The sequence below is a fragment of the Tenacibaculum sp. 1B UA genome (assembly GCF_033978845.1).
GTDB lineage: Bacteria > Bacteroidota > Bacteroidia > Flavobacteriales > Flavobacteriaceae > Polaribacter.
Genome location: NZ_JAKVUA010000004.1, coordinates 45513 through 63189, shown reverse-complemented (window position 1 = coordinate 63189; position 17677 = coordinate 45513). Strand labels below are relative to the sequence as shown.

Here is a 17677-nt window from a genome sequence, read left to right as displayed (position 1 = left end):
AAACTTGTATTGTATGGTTTATGATTAGCGCGCAACTTTATACTTCATACCTCATTCTTTAATTTAATAGCTTGATCATCTGTTAAATAGTTTTGGATTTTTAGGCGTATACCGAAAAGCCTAAATAGAGTAGGTAAAAACTAAACTTAAAACTAAATTATCATGGCAACAAAACTTACAGAACCATCTAATGGTGTCGTAAAAGAACAAGTTGGAGCAAATATGGAAACTCCAACTAATGGAATGTATAATACCCTTTGTCAATCATTAAACTTAAGTGACAAAAGTTTTCAAATGATACAAGGTGTATTACCAGTCCAAAGTTCAGCGTCAGAACTATATAACTATTTTGATGGTGTTCCCCCAAAATCTGTAGGAGTATTGTATGAAGGTAACCCTTTAAATACTTTAAGCGGTAATTACGCTACAATGCTAAGTAAAACAGAAGATACAGGTACATTCTTGTATAAAATAGCAATGAGTAATTATACAAACTCTAACAATTGGATTGGAGGTAACATGGGAACTAACCCTATATACACTCCAGCCTTTGAAGAGTTAAAATTACAAGTTGAAAAAGGTTCTTCTGCAGCAATTCATTTTGATTCTCAAACGTCTAATGATGATATTCAAAACTCATGGGCACAAAGCAACGGTTCTTCAGGAGTTGGTTTCTGGGGAAAGAAGTCTAATAGTGTTTCAAAATCATTAAATGAAAAAGCTTCTGCAAGTAGAATTACTGTAGATATGAATTTTAATAAGTATGCTTTTCTAGCTGTTAGAGCAGGAGGATGGTTTTTCTCTGGTTATTTTACTGATATGTACCAAAATCCTGATCAATTTCAAAATCAAGATGATTGGAATAATTTATTTGGTCCATCTGGTTCTTTACAAAGAGTAACCAACCAAGCTTTACTTGTTTCTGGTTACACAATTACTGTAAAATCTTGGGCAACTTATAGTCAATCTGATTTTGAAGAAATTGAAAAAAGTACAGAGACCAATGTATGGCCATTCTATACATCAGGATCATCGTCAAAAGCTACATCTAGCTATAAATTTAATGATGATAAAACGATTTCTGTAACAATTACATCTGCACCAGGAGATTTACAAATTTTTGGTATGGGAGTAATTCCAACAGATAGAGCTGTAACAGGTGGTAGCACAAATCATGCTTTAAAAGCACCTTCAAGATTAATTTAATCTTATAGTTAAGAGAGCACATGAAAACCATGTGCTCTACTTAACCTTTTACATAAATTTATTATAGTTAATTTAAAATAATGAATAATGAAGTCCCCCGAGAGTTTTAATTATTTAGTATTAAACGAACTGGCAGAGTTATTTAACGCACAATTAAGTAATTTTACATTCTATGCATCTTTACCAAATTTACCCACAAACGAAGCTGATTTCTCAGTTTTATTAGATACTATTCCAGTAGGAACTGAGTTTTTTGATAGCGCCCTTCCACTAAATTATTTTAGTGAGGTGTATGGGAGAATTTTAAATGCTCAAATAAACCAACCTTTAGCGATTCAAATAGGGTTGAATGATTATAATAACGCAACAAACTGGATAGTCCCATATACAATACCAAAGTATACACCTAGCTTAAATACTTTTAAAGGAGTAATAGGAAACTCCTCACAGTCAAAAATTATTGTAAAATCAAACGAACAAGTTATACGCATTCCTGTTTACCCAGAATTTCCTGTTTTAGTTGTAAATACCTCTTTAGATAATTTTACTAATGAAGTAGCAAAATCAGTTGTAACAGTAAGCATAGCTTTTAGTAAATCTACTACACAGAAAATTAACTTTGGAAATTGGTTTTCATCTGCTGCTTTTTTATACGCATATCATACTCCAAGCAATTGGGATGACTCTGTAATATCTTGGGATGAAGTTTTTAATCCCAAAACAGGAATATTAAAAAACATTAATTCTTATGTATCTGCTGTTTCAGATATGACAATAAAAATTCATATCTCTGGAACATATACAGAAGAAACAGTAAACTTACTAACATCTATTCCAGAACAAGTAATATTCCCTTTTTATCAGCAAATAAATGGAGCTACAATAGAGTACACTTTAGGAACTGACAAAAGTTTAACAATAACGTTAAAAGTTCCTAAAAATAACGAATACTATCTTTTTGGAGTTCAGTATCAAAATGTAGAAGAATTGTTAACCTAATACTTAAAAATTAAGAAGACTTATGGTCTTTTACCTTTACTAGAATCTAAAAGTATCAAAAAGACATGATTTTCTTATTTTTATAATTATCTATAAATGAATTTTTTGCTTGTTTTTAGAAGTCGATTTTTATAAAAACAGAGTACAACTATTTGTGTATCAAACAAACAAATAAGTTATTTGAATCACGTAAATAAAGGGTTCAATAAAGATTCATTTAGAAAGGGAAAATTAAACGAAAAAGAAAACGTAACTCACTTGAACCCTTTTTCTTTTTACTTAAATAAAAAAGTAATTGCTCATTTTTACATAATCAATTACATTTGTGGGCATAAAACAAAACAATAATGCCAACAACACAACAATTACAAGAGTTTACACAACAAGTTCGTAGAGACATCGTACGCATGGTACATGCTGTAAATTCAGGACATCCAGGAGGTTCTTTAGGATGTGCAGAATTTTTTACGTGTTTATACCAAGAAATCATGGATTATTCTACTGATTTTTCTATGGATGGTAAAAACGAAGATTTATTCTTTTTATCAAACGGGCATATTTCGCCAGTTTATTATAGTGTTTTAGCTCGTAGCGGATTTTTTCCGGTAGCGGAGTTAGCTACTTTTAGAAAATTAGACTCTCGTTTACAAGGACACCCAACTACACACGAGCATTTACCAGGAATACGCATTGCTTCAGGATCGTTAGGTCAAGGTATGAGTGTTGCTATTGGTACAGCCCAAGCAAAAAAGTTAGACGGCGACAACAAAGTGGTATATTCATTACATGGTGATGGGGAATTACAAGAAGGTCAAGTTTGGGAAGCTGTAATGTATGCTGCAGCTAAAAAAGTCGACAACTTAATCTCTACAGTAGATGTAAACGAAAAACAAATTGATGGTTCTACGGATGAAGTTTTAGCTATGGGAAGCTTAAAAGCTAAATTTGAAGCTTTTGGTTGGGATGTTGTAGAAATTGCTGAAGGTAATAATATAGACGCTGTTTTAGCAGGAATGGCAGAAGCAAAGTCACGTACAGGAAACGGAAAGCCAGTTTGCGTATTATTACGTACCGAAATGGGGAACGGAGTTGATTTTATGATGCATACACATGCATGGCATGGTAAAGCACCAAACGATGAGCAATTAGAGGTTGCCTTAGCTCAAAATCCAGAAACCTTAGGAGATTACTAAGAAAAGATATAATCAATACCATAAACGCCATTACGAATTACGTAATGGCTTTTTTTTATGAAAAACTTTACAAAAAAAAGTAAGTAATACCGTAAATTTACGTCTGTAATCATATTCAAAAAATAATCAACAGATACAGATGAAAATAGGAATTGTATGTTACCCTACCTTTGGAGGAAGTGGAGTAGTGGCGACCGAATTAGGAATGGCATTAGCAGATAAAGGGCATGAAGTACATTTTATAACTTACAATCAGCCTGTTCGATTAGATTTCTTTTCTCATCGTTTACATTTTCATGAAGTTGTTTTAGAAGAATATCCACTATTTCAATATCAGCCTTATGAATTAGCTTTATCAAGTAAAATGGTAGAAGTAGTTCAAAAATATGAACTTGAAGTGTTACATGTACATTATGCTATTCCGCATGCATACGCTGCCTATATGGCAAAAAAAATGCTTGAAGATAAAAGTATTGATATAAAAGTAGTAACAACACTACACGGTACGGATATTACCTTGGTAGGAAGTCATCCAACTTATAAAACTGCTGTAGAGTTTAGTATAAACAAATCAGATGAAGTAACAGCTGTATCCAATAGCTTAAAAGAAGATACACTTCGATTATTTAATATTGAAAAAGATATTAAAGTAGTATACAACTTTATTGATGGAGAAAAATATGACAAGGCGCATGAAGGAGAGTGTAAAAGAGAAGCGTTGGCACAATCTGAAGAGAGAATTTTAACACATATAAGTAATTTTAGACCTGTAAAACGAACCGATGATGTAATTCGAATTTTTAATAAGGTTCAAAAAGAAATTCCTTCAAAATTACTAATGGTTGGTGATGGTCCTGAACGTTTAAAAGCTGAAAATTTAGCTAAAGAATTACAAATAGAAGATAAAGTACTATTTATGGGAAATAGTACAGAAGTTGCAAAAATATTATGCTATACAGATGTGTTTTTATTACCGTCTGAAACGGAAAGTTTTGGGTTGGCAGCCTTAGAAGCCATGGCGGCAAGTACACCTGTTATTTCTACTAATACAGGAGGGTTACCAGAAGTAAACATTAATGGTAAAACAGGTTTTTTAAGCGAATTAGGCGATATTGATGGTATGGCTAACAATACTATTGATATTTTGAAAGATGATGTGGTTTTAAATAAATTTAAAGAAAACGCTAAAGAACATATTAAGCTATTTTCACTAGATAATATTCTACCAGCTTATGAGAAACTCTATAAAAAATGTTCAGTAGAAGCATAAAAATTATATTATCTTAAAAAAAGCTAATAAATAGAGAAAGATGATTAAAGAAAAGTACCAATGTTCTCTTGAAAAAATAAAAACTTTAGACACTAAAGTACCTATAAATTTAGTGCTAAGTGGAGGAGCAGAAAAAGGAGTAGCACATATTGCTTTATTAGAAAAACTGGAAGAGTTAAATATTAAAATTAATGCTATTTCGGCTTGTAGTTCAGGTTCTTTAGTAGGATCTATGTATGCTTCTGGTATGAGACCAAAAGAAATATTAAACTTTTTTAAAACGACTGAGATATTTCAATTTTCTTGGATAACAATAGCTAAACCAGGAATTTTTAATTCTTCTAATTATGCAAGATTAATAGAAGACAAAATTAAACCCACATTTGAAGAGTTAAAGATACCCTTAACGGTTTCCACAACTAATTTAAATAGAGGAACCACTCAGTATTTTCATGAAGGTGATTTACTAAAACCAGTATTAGCCTCATGTGCATTACCTGGTTTATTCAACCCTATAAGGATAGATGGTATGCTTTACTCTGATGGTGGAATTATAGATAACTTTCCAACCACACCATTTAAAGATTCAGAATATCCCATTATTGGAAGTTATGTGGTGTATCCTTCAGAAAAAACAAGCGAAGAGTTGAATACCACCTTAAAAGTTTTAGCCCATACATCTAAACTACTGATGTTATCCTCTGAAGAGCATAAGTTTTTTAAAACATACGCTACTATTTGTTTTCCTCTAGGAGAATACAGTGGATTTAGTACAAAAGAAGTAGATGCTATTTATGAAACAGCTAAAAATTATATAAATGGAAGACTAAAATAAAGAAAAGAGGTGTAAAAACTCTTTATGAATTATAAAACTGTAAACTCTCTTTGATTAACTCATCAGAAGCCTTAGCGTTAATTTTATAATCTTCATAATCGTTCAGGAGAACAAAGTTAATTTCTCCACCAACATTCTTTTTATCATGTTTCATCAATTCAAGAATTGGTTGAAAATCTTCTTCAGATAACGTAACTTTACCATATATTTTAATAATAGCTTCTTTTATTTCAGACACTTTATCTTCTGGGAAGTTTAAAACTTTTGAAGATAAGTAAGCTTCACAAACCATTCCAATAGCAATCGCCTCACCATGTGTTAAAGTTTCTTTTTCAGGGGCTTCTAAAAAATATGATTCTACACCATGACCAATAGTATGCCCCCAATTTAAAACCTTACGAATACCTTGTTCTTTAGGATCATCTAAAACAACTTCATTTTTAATTTCTATCGAACGATGAATCAAGTCAATAATATTAAGTTTATCGTTATCTTTAATTTCGTTAAATAATTGAATGTCGTGTGTCATTCCATATTTAATGATTTCCGCAGTACCAGAACGAATTTCTCTAGCGGTAACTGTATGTAAATATTCAGGATCAATAATAATTAATTCTGGGTTTGCAAATACACCAATTTGATTTTTTAAAACACCTAAATCAACACCTGTTTTACCACCAACAGAAGCATCTACCATACTCAACAAAGTAGTAGGAATATTTACAAAGTCAATTCCACGCTTAAATGTAGAAGCAACAAAACCACCCAAATCAGTAATTACACCACCACCTAAAGTAATTAATAAACTTTTCCTGTCAGCACCCAATTCAGTCATTACATTCCATACCCCCATACAAGTTTCCATGTTTTTATGAATCTCACCAGCATCAATTTGAATAACCTCTATTGGTTTATCTGTAGTAAATAACTGCATGAATAGAGGGTAACAACAATTTAAAGTATTGTCATCCACTAAAATAAAAACTGAAGAGTAGTTTTTACTAGAAATTAAAGAAGTTAATTCATTATAGCCTTTTTCTTCAAAATGAATAGGGTATGTTGCTGCGTTAATTGTGGTCATGATAACAAAAAAATATAAGGCGAAATTAAATAGAAAAAATTAAAATATATCAGTCTACTCAATTATATTTGTCTCAAAAAATAAAGATATAATATTACCTCGATAATGAGATTTTTTGATAATACAGAAACTGCTTTTAAATTAAAATCTGACTCAGAGTTAGAACGTGCATATTTTTTGTTTAAAATGATTCAGAGCCAACCGATGGTTCGAATAGGTACAGCGGTAACAAACTTTGCTTTAAAAGCACATTTACCAGTTGAAGGATTAATCCGTTCAACAGTTTTTGATCATTTTTGTGGAGGAGTAAGTGAAGATGATTGCTTACCAAATATCGAAAAAATGTACGAGCAAGGTAACGTACATAGTATTTTAGATTATTCAGTAGAAGGTAAAGAAGATGAAGCGCAGTTTGATGACGCTTTAAAAATGACGTTAAAAACGATTAATTTTGCTGAAGAAAAGCAATCCATTCCTTATGCTGTTTTTAAACCAACTGGTTTTGGTCGTTTTGCTTTATATCAAAAATTAACAGAAGGAAAAGAATTAACTTCAGAAGAAAAAGTAGAGTGGGATAGAGTTGTAGAACGTTTTCACATTGTGTGTAAAGCAGCAAAAATAAAAGATGTTCCGTTATTAATAGATGCAGAAGAAAGTTGGATGCAAGATGCGGCTGATGATTTAATTGAAGAATTAATGGAAATCTACAATAAAGAAAAAGCCATCGTTTTCAATACATTACAAATGTACCGTCATGATCGTATGGAGTATCTTCGAAATTTACACAAAAGAGCACATCAAAAAGGATATCATATCGGAATGAAAGTTGTTCGTGGTGCTTATATGGAAAAAGAGCGAGAAAGAGCCAAAGAAAATGGTTATGAATCTCCTATTTGTGTAGATAAACAAGCAACTGACGACAATTATAACAAAGCTGTTCGTTATATGATGAATCATAAGAATATGGCAATTTTTGCCGGAACTCATAATGAAGAAAGTTCATATTTATTGATGGACTTAGCTAAAGAACATAATATTGCTAAAGATGATAAACGCATGTGGTTTGGTCAATTATATGGTATGAGTGATCATATTAGTTTCAACTTAGCTAAAGAAGGATATAATGTAGCGAAATATGTTCCTTTTGGACCTGTTCGTGATGTGATGCCATACCTAATTCGTAGAGCAGAAGAAAACACTTCAGTTGCAGGACAAACTTCAAGAGAATTAAACTTACTTAAAACTGAAAAAGCACGTAGAAAGCTTTAATGAATACAGTTGATGAAATAAAAGAAGCTATCTATAAAAATAAAAAAAGATTAGCTAAAGAGCTCCAAGAAAGTAGGGAGCTTCTTTTTCTTGTGAGAAAATCTCTAACTACATCATTAACAGACGAAGAAAAGGCAAAAGTAAAAGAACAAACACTTGATATTTGTAAAGCAATTCCTGCCTTTACAGTGTTTATGCTGCCAGGAGGAGCATTACTTTTGCCTTTACTTATAAAATTAATTCCTGATATTTTACCAAGTGCTTTTAGAGCAGATGATGAGGAATTAGAAGAAAGTAAACCTGAATAATTTTTAGTTAGCTTTCAATAAATTAAGTTCTTTATCCAAACAAGATAGAAAGTTAAGACTCCCGAAGTTCATTTAAAGGATGAGAAAATCACATAAAATGATGTTTTTATAATGCTTTAAATGAAACATTACGAATTCATAAATAAAATTTCGTAAATCGTAAACAATAAAACACTACTTTTGCAGCTTCAAAATAAGCACGAATGCAATCAATAAGAAATATTGCTATTATAGCACACGTTGACCACGGAAAGACAACCTTGGTAGACAAAATTATAGATCAAGCTAAAATTTTAGATGAGCGTAAAGAACGTACTGATTTATTATTAGATAATAACGACTTAGAGCGTGAACGTGGTATTACCATTTTATCTAAAAACGTATCAGTAAACTATAAAGGAGTTAAAATTAATGTAATTGATACTCCTGGGCACGCCGATTTTGGTGGTGAAGTAGAACGTGTATTAAAAATGGCAGATGGAGTTTTATTATTGGTTGATGCTTTTGAAGGACCAATGCCTCAAACACGTTTCGTATTAGGAAAAGCAATAGAATTAGGATTAACTCCTATCGTAGTAGTAAATAAGGTTGATAAGGAAAACTGTACACCAGATTTAGTACATGAAAAAGTATTCGATTTAATGTTTGCTTTAGAAGCAAATGAAGATCAATTAGACTTTACAACTATTTATGGTTCGGCTAAAAATGGATGGATGAGCACTGATTGGCAAGACCCAAAGGAAGATATCATCGATTTATTAGATGCTGTTATCGAAACAATTCCTGAAGCACCTTACCGTGAAGGTTCTCCTCAAATGCAAATTACATCGTTAGATTATTCTTCTTTTAAAGGAAGAATTGCCATTGGACGTGTATACCGTGGAGACTTAGAAAAGAACCAAGAATACATGCTTTGTAAAGCTGATGGATCTACGAAAAAAGTACGTATCAAAGAATTACACGTTTTTGAAGGAATGGGTAAAGCAGAGACTGATAAAGTACGTAGTGGAGATATTTGTGCTATTACTGGTATTGATGATTTTGAAATTGGTGATACTATTGCCGATTTAGAAAACCCAGAAGCATTACCAAGAATTGAAGTAGATCAACCTACTATGAGTATGTTATTTACAATTAATAATTCTCCATTCTTTGGTAAAGAAGGTAAATTTGTTACTTCTCGTCACTTACGTGATCGTTTATTTAAGGAGATGGAGAAGAATTTAGCGTTACGTGTTGATGAAACGGATACTGAAGATAAATTTAACGTTTTCGGACGTGGAGTATTACACTTATCAGTATTGATAGAAACAATGCGTCGTGAAGGATATGAATTACAAGTTGGACGTCCGCAAGTAATTTTAAAAGATATTGATGGAGTTAAGAGTGAACCATACGAAACATTATCTATTGATGTTCCTGAAGATGTATCTTCTAAAGCTATTAACTTAGTTTCTTTACGTAAAGGAGATTTATTAGTAATGGAACCAAAAGGTGACTTACAACACTTAGAATTTACTATTCCATCTAGAGGATTAATTGGTTTACGTAATAAAATATTAACAGCGACTGCAGGTCAAGCAATTATAAATCACAGATTTAGCGAATACGGGCCATATAAAGGAGAGTTTGCTGAGGAATTAAAAGGAGCTATTATTTCTTCTGAAACAGGTAAAGCAACTGCTTATGCAATTGACCGTTTACAAGATAGAGGACGTTTCTTTATTGATCCTAACCAAGAGATTTACAAAGGTCAGGTAGTTGGAGAAAATTCAAAGTCAGATGATATGGCTGTTAACCTAATTAAAGGGAAAAAATTAACAAATGTACGTTCATCAGGAAACGATGATAGTGTTAAAATTGCTCCAAAAATCGATTTTTCTTTAGAAGAATGTATGGAGTATATCAGAGCTGATGAGTATTTAGAAGTAACTCCTGAAAGCTTACGTATGCGTAAAATTGATTTTAGATAATAGAATATTTCTAAAAGAAAATATAAGAAGAACCACCTAGTTTTAGGTGGTTTTTTATTTTTATTAAAAATAACTTGCATAATTAAAAATAAATAACAAATATTTGCAGTAACAAAATAAAAGACATGAGTTTTATTCAATTACATCATCATCATTTTCATATTTGCACTCAAGCGAACTGAAAATGTATTGAATAAAAACAAAATATATTTTAAACCCGTTTGAGTAAATCAAACGGGTTTTTTATTTCCAAGGCGCCAGGAAAAAATCTTCTCAAAACGATTTACTCAAACCCATTCAAAACTAAAATGAGTAAATTAAAAATAGCCATACAAAAATCAGGAAGACTCAACCAAGAGTCTCTACAAATTCTTAAAGACTGTGGAATTTCTATCGATAATGGTAAAGATCAATTAAAAGCTTCAGCAAACAATTTTCCATTAGAGGTTTTTTATCTAAGAAATGGAGATATTCCACAATATCTAAAAGATGGAGTTGTGGATGCAGCTATCATTGGTGAGAACTTACTAATTGAAAAAGGGGAAGAAATTCAATTTATTGAAAAATTAGGTTTTTCAAAATGTAAAGTATCCTTAGCAGTCCCAAAAAATGAAGAATATAAAGGAATAAACTACTTTCAGAATAAAAAAATAGCAACTTCATATCCAAACACAGTTTTAAAATTTCTAGAAGAAAATAACATAAAATCACAATTACATATTATTAACGGTTCTGTAGAAATAGCCCCAAATATTGGTTTAGCAGACGGAATCTGTGATATTGTATCTAGTGGTTCAACTTTATTTAAAAACAACTTAAAAGAAGTAGAAGTTCTATTAAAATCGGAAGCTGTATTGGCAGTTTCACCTAAGATTCAAGAAAAACAACAAGCAATACTTAACAAATTACAATTTAGGCTTCAATCAGTATTAAAAGCAAGACAATCAAGATACGTGTTACTAAATGCTCCGAATGAAAAACTAGACAAAATCATTGATATTTTACCAGGAATGCGTAGCCCAACAGTACTTCCTTTAGCTGAAGAGGGGTGGAGTTCTGTACACTCAGTATTAAATAAAAATCAATTTTGGGAAATTATAGATGAACTAAAAAGCAATGGAGCTGAAGGTATTTTGGTGTGTCCAATAGAAAAAATGGTTATTTAATCACAGGGCGATAGCCAAGGATTTAATTCCCATATCTGTGCCGATTACAGAAGAAGGATGATAGTTAAAACAATAAAAATAAACAGATGAAAATTATAAAAAATCCAACAATAGAAACTTGGAATTCATTGTGTAAAAGAGCTACTTTAAGCGAAAACAGTTTACAAGAAACGGTACAAACAATATTAAATGATGTGAAGCTTAATAAAGATAAAGCCTTAAAAAAATATACACAATTATTTGATGGAGTGTTGTTAACCGAGTTAGAAGTTTCTAAAAAAGAGTTAGAAGAAGCACAAAACTTAGTTTCAGAAGAATTAAAATTAGCCATACAGTTAGCAAAATCTAATATTGAAACATTTCACAACTCTCAAAAGGAAGCACCTAAAAAAATAACAACTACAAAAGGTGTTACTTGTTGGAGAAAAAGTGTAGCAGTAGAAAAAATAGGTTTGTATATTCCAGGAGGTTCTGCACCGTTATTTTCTACGATTTTAATGTTAGGTATTCCAGCAAAAATTGCTGGTTGTAAAGAAATAGTACTATGTACGCCAACAAGTAAGGAAGGTAAAATTAACCCAGCTATTTTATACACTGCTTCTTTGGTAGGAGTAACTAAAATTTTTAAAATTGGAGGAGCTCAAGCTATTGGAGCGATGGCGAACGGAACAGAAACCGTTCCTCAAGTATATAAAATATTAGGACCAGGAAATCAGTTTGTAACCAAAGCAAAAGAACTGGTACAACAACAAGGGGTAGCTATTGATATGCCTGCAGGTCCGAGTGAAGTACTTGTAATTGCAGATGAAACATCAAACCCTGTTTTTGTAGCTTCCGATTTATTATCACAAGCAGAACACGGAGCAGATAGTCAAGCTATTTTAGCCACTACTTCTGAAAAAGTTGCTCAAAATGTTATAACAGAACTAAACAAACAAATAGAAGAATTGCCTAGAAAAGAATTAGCTAAAAAAGCAATAGGGAACAGTTTTGCAGTTGTTTTAAATTCTAAAGAAGAATGTATAGGTTTTAGTAATGAATATGCTCCAGAGCACTTAATTATAGCATCAGAAAAAGCTTCTGAATATATCGAAGGAATTGTAAATGCTGGTTCAGTATTCTTAGGGAATTACAGTTGTGAAAGTGCAGGTGATTATGCTAGTGGTACTAATCACACCTTGCCAACTAACGGTTATGCAAAAAACTATAGCGGAGTTTCGTTAGACAGTTTTGTAAAGAAAATTACTTTTCAAGAAGTATCTAAAGAAGGAATAGAAAATATAGGTGAAGCTATAGAATTAATGGCAGAAGCAGAAGGCTTACAAGCGCACAAAAATGCCATTACAGTTAGATTAAGCTCATTAAATAACTAAGCGTCATTTCGAACGTATGTGAGAAACCTTAACCTTATTGAGTAACACCTCAAAATAGTTAACAATGAAAAAAATAAACTTAAATAAGATAGTACGCACAAACATTCAACAATTAAAAGCTTATTCTTCTGCTAGAGATGAATTTAAAGGTGTTGCTGAAGTGTATCTAGATGCCAATGAGAATCCATTTGGTGTTTTGAATCGCTATCCAGATCCGCAACAAATAGCAATTAAAAAACGATTGTCTGAGGTTAAAGATGTAAATGAGAATCAAATTTTTATAGGAAATGGAAGTGATGAAGTAATCGATTTAGCATTTAGAATATTTTGTAATCCGGGGAAAGACAAAGCCTTAACTTTTACACCCTCTTATGGAATGTATAATGTTTCCGCAGCTATTAATGATATTGAATTGATTGAATTAGCTTTAAATCAAGATTTTCAGATAAATATAGGTGCTTTAGAACCTTACTTAGAAGATGAAAATTTAAAAATAATATTCATTTGTTCACCAAATAACCCAACAGGTAACTGTTTTGAAGATGAAACAATTGAGTTTATTCTTAGTAAATTTAAAGGAATTGTAATTATTGATGAAGCTTATATTGATTTTAGCTCTAAAGAATCTTTTATAAATCAATTAAAAAATTACCCTAATTTAATTATAAGTCAAACCTTCAGTAAGGCTTGGGGATTAGCAGGTGTTAGAGTTGGAGTAGCGTATGCTGGTAAAGAAATCATTGATATATACAACAAAGTGAAGCCACCCTACAATATCAGTGCTTTAAATCAAGAAGCTGTGCTTAATAAGCTAGATAACTTAGCACAGTTTGAGATTGAGAAAAATATCATTCTCAATGAAAAGGAAAAACTAGAAAAACAGCTGCAAGAAATTGAATTAGTAAAAAAGATATATCTTTCTGAAGCTAATTTTATACTAATTGAGGTTACAAACGCTAATAAATTGTATAACTCGTTAGTAGCTCAAAAAATTATAACTAGAAACAGGAATAGTTTGGTAAATAATTGCATACGAATTACGGTAGGAAGTGAGAAAGAAAACAAAAAATTAATGGCAGCATTAGAGGAATTGAGTGTTACACCTGATGAAGTTGAAAATTCATTTTAAATTTAAAAAACGATGAAAAAAATATTATTTATAGATAGAGATGGTACCTTAATTAAAGAACCAGCAGATGAACAAACAGATTCGTTTGAGAAATTACAATTCTACCCAAAGGTTTTTCAAGGATTGAGTAAAATAGCCAAAGAACTCGACTTTGAATTAGTGTTAGTCACGAACCAAGATGGATTAGGAACGGAAGTATATCCAGAAAATACATTTTGGCCAGTACATAACTTTGTGATGAATACCTTAAAAGAAGAAGGTATTGAGTTCGTAGAAGAAATCATTGACAGAACTTTTGCTAAAGACAACCAACCTACGAGAAAACCAAAAACAGGTTTATTGACAAAATATTTTTCTAAAGAGTACGATTTGAAAAACTCTTTTGTGATTGGTGACCGTTTAACCGATATAGAACTTGCTAAAAACTTGGGAGCTCAAGGAATTTACATCAATGATGAAACGAATTTAGGAACTGATGAAATTACTGTAAAAAGAGAGGAACTAGATGGTTTTATAGCTTTAGAGAGTAACAATTGGAACACGATTTATGAGTTTTTAAAGTTGGAAGAACGTTCTGCTTCTATTGAAAGAAATACCAATGAAACTCAAATAAAAATAGAAGTAAATTTAGATGGAACAGGGAAAAGTACGATTGATACGGGTATTGCTTTTTTCGATCATATGTTAGATCAAATAGCACGTCATGGTCAAATGGATCTGAATATACAAGTAAAAGGGGATTTAGAAGTAGATGAGCATCATACTATTGAAGATACAGCGATAGCATTAGGAGAAGTGTTTTATAAAGCACTTGGTAATAAACTAGGGATTGAACGTTATGGATTCTGTTTACCAATGGATGATTGCTTAGCTCAAGTAGCTATTGACTTTGGTGGAAGAAACTGGTTGGTTTGGGAAGCTGATTTTAAACGAGAAATGATAGGAAAAATACCAACAGAAATGTTTTTCCACTTTTTTAAATCGTTTACCGACGGTGCTAAATGTAATTTGAATATCAAAGCAGAAGGAACAAATGAACATCACAAAATAGAAGCCATTTTTAAAGCTTTTGCCAAAGCTATAAAAGTGGCTGTAAAAAGAGATGTAGATAAGATGATTTTACCATCAACAAAAGGAGTTCTATAATCAATTACGAATTAAAAATTCTTTACTCATAATTAAAACATGATAGCTATTATAAAATATAATGCTGGAAATATACGATCGGTACAAAATGCGCTAACTCGCTTGGGGTACGAAAGTATTATAACTGATAATCCAGAAGAAATACAATTGGCAGATAAAGTAATATTTCCTGGGGTTGGAGAAGCAAGTTCAGCAATGCAATACTTAAAAGAAAGAAATCTTGATGAGTTAATTGTTTCCCTAAAACAACCTGTACTAGGAATTTGTCTAGGGTTACAGTTAATGTGCACATACTCAGAAGAAGGAGATACCGAATGTTTAGGTATTTTTGATACGTGTACAAAACAGTTTCCTCCAAAAGAAAAAGTCCCACATATGGGATGGAATAACTTTTCTGAATTAAAATCATCTGAACTGTTTACAAACATAGCTTTAGAAGACGATGTATACTATGTTCATGGATATTATGCAGAAGTATCTAAAAACACACTGGCAATCTGCGATTATATTTTTCCGTTCAGTACCGTTATGCAGAAAGATAATTTTTATGCGATGCAATTTCATCCAGAAAAATCAGCAGATGTTGGAGAGCAGTTATTGAAGAATTTTTTAGAGTTATAAAAAGAAATTAAAATGAGAATTATACCCGCAATAGATATTATAGAAGGAAAATGTGTTCGCTTGACTAAGGGCGATTATGATACCAAAAAAATATATAATGAAAGTCCGTTAGAAGTAGCTAAAGAATTTGAGGCAAACGGAATAGAATACTTACATGTTGTTGATTTAGATGGCGCAAAATCTAGTCGAATTATAAATCACAAAGTATTAGAACAAATAGCAACGAAAACGAATTTAAAAATTGATTTTGGAGGAGGTCTAAAGTCAGGTGAAGATGCTCGAATTGCATTTGAAAGTGGTGCAAACCAAATAACAGGAGGAAGCATAGCTGTAAAAAATCCAGATACATTTATTGGATGGCTTACTAAATATGGAAAGGGTAAAATAATTTTGGGAGCTGATTGTAAAGATAGAAAAATTGCGACTAATGGTTGGTTACAAACCTCAGAAGTTGATGTTGTTGAATTTATAAGTGAATATCAAGAAATAGGTATTGTAAACACTATTTGTACCGATGTAGCTAAAGACGGGATGTTACAAGGAGCTTCTTTAGATTTATATTTAGAAATTTTGAGTAAAACCTCAGTCAAATTAATAGCGAGTGGAGGGGTAGCTAATATCAATGATTTACATCGATTAAAAGAAATTGGTTGTGAAGGAGCCATTGTAGGTAAAGCCATTTATGAAGGAAATATAAGTTTAAAAGAATTACAAGAATTTATAAACTAAGACATGTTAAAGAAAAGAATTATTCCATGTTTGGATATAAAAAATGGAAGAACGGTTAAAGGGGTCAATTTTATAGATATTAAAGATGCTGGAGATCCAGTAGAATTAGCAAAACAATATGTAAAACAAGGAGCGGATGAATTAGTATTTTTAGATATTACAGCTACTTTAGAAAATAGAAAAACTTTGGTTGAATTGGTAAAAACAATTGCACGAGAGGTTAATATTCCATTTACTGTTGGAGGCGGAATCAGTACTGTAGAAGATGCCGTAGCTTTAATCCAAGCAGGGGCAGATAAAGTAAGTATTAATTCTTCTGCAGTTAAAAATCTGCAATTAATAACCGATTTAAAAAACCGATTCGGAAGTCAGTTTGTTGTGGTTGCCATTGATACTAAAAATGTAAATGGTAATTGGAAAGTATTTACGAAAGGAGGCACTTTTGAAACCGAATTAGAAACTGTGAGTTGGGCAAAAGAGGTAGAAAAATTAGGAGCTGGTGAAATTTTATTAACCTCTATGAATAGTGATGGTACTAAAAACGGATTTGATATTGAAGTAACCAATGCAGTAAGCAAAACTGTAAATATTCCTGTGATTGCTTCTGGTGGAGCTGGAAAAGTAGCGCACTTTACAGAAGTGTTTACCAAAACCCAAGCAAGTGCAGGATTAGCGGCTAGCATTTTTCACTTTGGTGAAATACCAGTACCCGTACTAAAAAACGAATTAAAAAAACAAAACATAGCTATACGATGAATATAGATTTTTCAAAAGGAAACGGGTTAATTCCTGTTGTTATTCAAAACAATACTACTTTGCAGGTGTTAATGTTGGGTTATATGAATAAAGAAGCCTTTACCAAAACACAAAAAGAAGGAAAAGTTACTTTTTATAGCCGAAGTAAAAATAGACTTTGGACAAAAGGTGAGGAATCAGGAAACTTTTTATGGGTAAAAGATATTCAGGTAGATTGTGATAATGATACTTTGTTGATTAAAGCTACTCCCGAAGGACCTACTTGTCATAAAGGAACAACTTCTTGCTTTGGTGAGGAAACACCTAAAGGTTTTTTGTATTCATTAGAAAGTATCATTTCTGACAGAATAGATAATAATGTTGAAACGTCTTATACTAATAAACTCTACAAAAGAGGAATTAACAAAGTGGCTCAAAAAGTAGGAGAGGAGGCTGTAGAAGTAGTTATTGAAGCGAAAGACAACAATGATGAATTATTTAAAAACGAGGCTGCCGATTTATTATATCACTATTTAATCTTACTAAAAGCTAAAGGTTTTACGATTACTGATATTGAAAAAGTTTTAAAAAGTAGAAATTGATTAAGTTGGTTAGTATATTACAAACCAGGTATAAGAACTATA

General features: G+C 31.7%; 17 protein-coding genes. 16 read left to right on the top strand and 1 reads right to left on the bottom strand.

The window, feature by feature from the left end; all coding sequences use genetic code 11:
* Nucleotides 1-162 precede the first annotated feature (162 nt).
* The 5 genes from MK851_RS05385 (at nucleotide 163) to MK851_RS05365 (ending at nucleotide 5503) form a co-directional block, all read left to right on the top strand.
* The gene (locus tag MK851_RS05385; RefSeq protein WP_320242104.1) at nucleotides 163-1206 is read left to right on the top strand and encodes a hypothetical protein; all 1044 of its coding nucleotides are present in this window, start codon (nucleotides 163-165) and stop codon (nucleotides 1204-1206) included.
* A gap of 87 nt (nucleotides 1207-1293) precedes the next feature.
* Nucleotides 1294-2205: a hypothetical protein gene (locus MK851_RS05380; protein WP_320242102.1), complete on the top strand. Its 912-nt coding sequence runs from the start codon at nucleotides 1294-1296 to the stop codon at nucleotides 2203-2205.
* Between the two features lie 347 nt (nucleotides 2206-2552).
* Nucleotides 2553-3398 (top strand): transketolase, encoded by an 846-nt coding sequence (locus tag MK851_RS05375; protein ID WP_320242099.1) that lies wholly within the window; start codon nucleotides 2553-2555, stop codon nucleotides 3396-3398.
* 139 nt (nucleotides 3399-3537) lie between these two features.
* A complete protein-coding gene (gene bshA / locus MK851_RS05370; RefSeq protein ID WP_320242097.1) occupies nucleotides 3538-4668 on the top strand; it encodes an N-acetyl-alpha-D-glucosaminyl L-malate synthase BshA in 1131 nt (376 codons plus the stop codon).
* A gap of 40 nt (nucleotides 4669-4708) precedes the next feature.
* The gene (locus MK851_RS05365) at nucleotides 4709-5503 is read left to right on the top strand and encodes a patatin-like phospholipase family protein (protein ID WP_320242094.1); all 795 of its coding nucleotides are present in this window, start codon (nucleotides 4709-4711) and stop codon (nucleotides 5501-5503) included.
* A 22-nt stretch (nucleotides 5504-5525) separates the two neighbouring features.
* On the opposite strand, the gene aroB is transcribed toward MK851_RS05365, so the two are convergent.
* Nucleotides 5526-6584 carry a 3-dehydroquinate synthase gene (gene aroB / locus MK851_RS05360; RefSeq protein ID WP_320242092.1) on the bottom strand — a complete coding sequence of 353 codons (1059 nt, stop codon included), beginning with the start codon at nucleotides 6582-6584 and terminating at the stop codon, nucleotides 5526-5528.
* Between the two features lie 102 nt (nucleotides 6585-6686).
* On the opposite strand from aroB, the gene MK851_RS05355 reads away from it, so the two are divergent.
* The 11 genes from MK851_RS05355 (at nucleotide 6687) to hisIE (ending at nucleotide 17635) form a co-directional block, all read left to right on the top strand.
* A complete protein-coding gene (locus MK851_RS05355) occupies nucleotides 6687-7853 on the top strand; it encodes a proline dehydrogenase family protein (RefSeq protein WP_320242271.1) in 1167 nt (388 codons plus the stop codon).
* Nucleotides 7853-8161 carry an LETM1 domain-containing protein gene (locus tag MK851_RS05350; protein WP_303508122.1) on the top strand — a complete coding sequence of 103 codons (309 nt, stop codon included), beginning with the start codon at nucleotides 7853-7855 and terminating at the stop codon, nucleotides 8159-8161. The genes MK851_RS05355 and MK851_RS05350 overlap by 1 nt, the downstream gene beginning before the upstream one ends.
* A gap of 203 nt (nucleotides 8162-8364) precedes the next feature.
* The gene (typA, locus tag MK851_RS05345; protein WP_320242089.1) at nucleotides 8365-10134 is read left to right on the top strand and encodes a translational GTPase TypA; all 1770 of its coding nucleotides are present in this window, start codon (nucleotides 8365-8367) and stop codon (nucleotides 10132-10134) included.
* Between the two features lie 308 nt (nucleotides 10135-10442).
* A complete protein-coding gene (gene hisG, locus MK851_RS05340) occupies nucleotides 10443-11300 on the top strand; it encodes an ATP phosphoribosyltransferase (protein WP_320242087.1) in 858 nt (285 codons plus the stop codon).
* A gap of 86 nt (nucleotides 11301-11386) precedes the next feature.
* Nucleotides 11387-12673: a histidinol dehydrogenase gene (gene hisD, locus MK851_RS05335; RefSeq protein WP_320242085.1), complete on the top strand. Its 1287-nt coding sequence runs from the start codon at nucleotides 11387-11389 to the stop codon at nucleotides 12671-12673.
* Nucleotides 12674-12737: 64 nt separating this feature from the next.
* Complete coding sequence (gene hisC, locus MK851_RS05330) at nucleotides 12738-13802, top strand: histidinol-phosphate transaminase (RefSeq protein ID WP_320242083.1); 1065 nt, start codon at nucleotides 12738-12740, stop codon at nucleotides 13800-13802.
* Nucleotides 13803-13814: 12 nt separating this feature from the next.
* Nucleotides 13815-14948, top strand: a complete 1134-nt coding sequence (hisB, locus tag MK851_RS05325) for a bifunctional histidinol-phosphatase/imidazoleglycerol-phosphate dehydratase HisB (protein WP_320242081.1) — start codon at nucleotides 13815-13817, stop codon at nucleotides 14946-14948.
* 39 nt (nucleotides 14949-14987) lie between these two features.
* Nucleotides 14988-15569, top strand: coding sequence for an imidazole glycerol phosphate synthase subunit HisH (hisH, locus tag MK851_RS05320; protein ID WP_320242078.1), 582 nt, complete (start codon nucleotides 14988-14990; stop codon nucleotides 15567-15569).
* A gap of 12 nt (nucleotides 15570-15581) precedes the next feature.
* On the top strand, nucleotides 15582-16298 hold the full coding sequence (gene hisA / locus MK851_RS05315; protein ID WP_320242077.1) for a 1-(5-phosphoribosyl)-5-[(5-phosphoribosylamino)methylideneamino]imidazole-4-carboxamide isomerase: 717 nt from the start codon (nucleotides 15582-15584) through the stop codon (nucleotides 16296-16298).
* Between the two features lie 3 nt (nucleotides 16299-16301).
* Nucleotides 16302-17054 (top strand): imidazole glycerol phosphate synthase subunit HisF, encoded by a 753-nt coding sequence (gene hisF / locus MK851_RS05310; protein ID WP_320242075.1) that lies wholly within the window; start codon nucleotides 16302-16304, stop codon nucleotides 17052-17054.
* Complete coding sequence (gene hisIE, locus MK851_RS05305; RefSeq protein ID WP_320242074.1) at nucleotides 17051-17635, top strand: bifunctional phosphoribosyl-AMP cyclohydrolase/phosphoribosyl-ATP diphosphatase HisIE; 585 nt, start codon at nucleotides 17051-17053, stop codon at nucleotides 17633-17635. The genes hisF and hisIE overlap by 4 nt, the downstream gene beginning before the upstream one ends.
* Nucleotides 17636-17677: the final 42 nt, after the last annotated feature.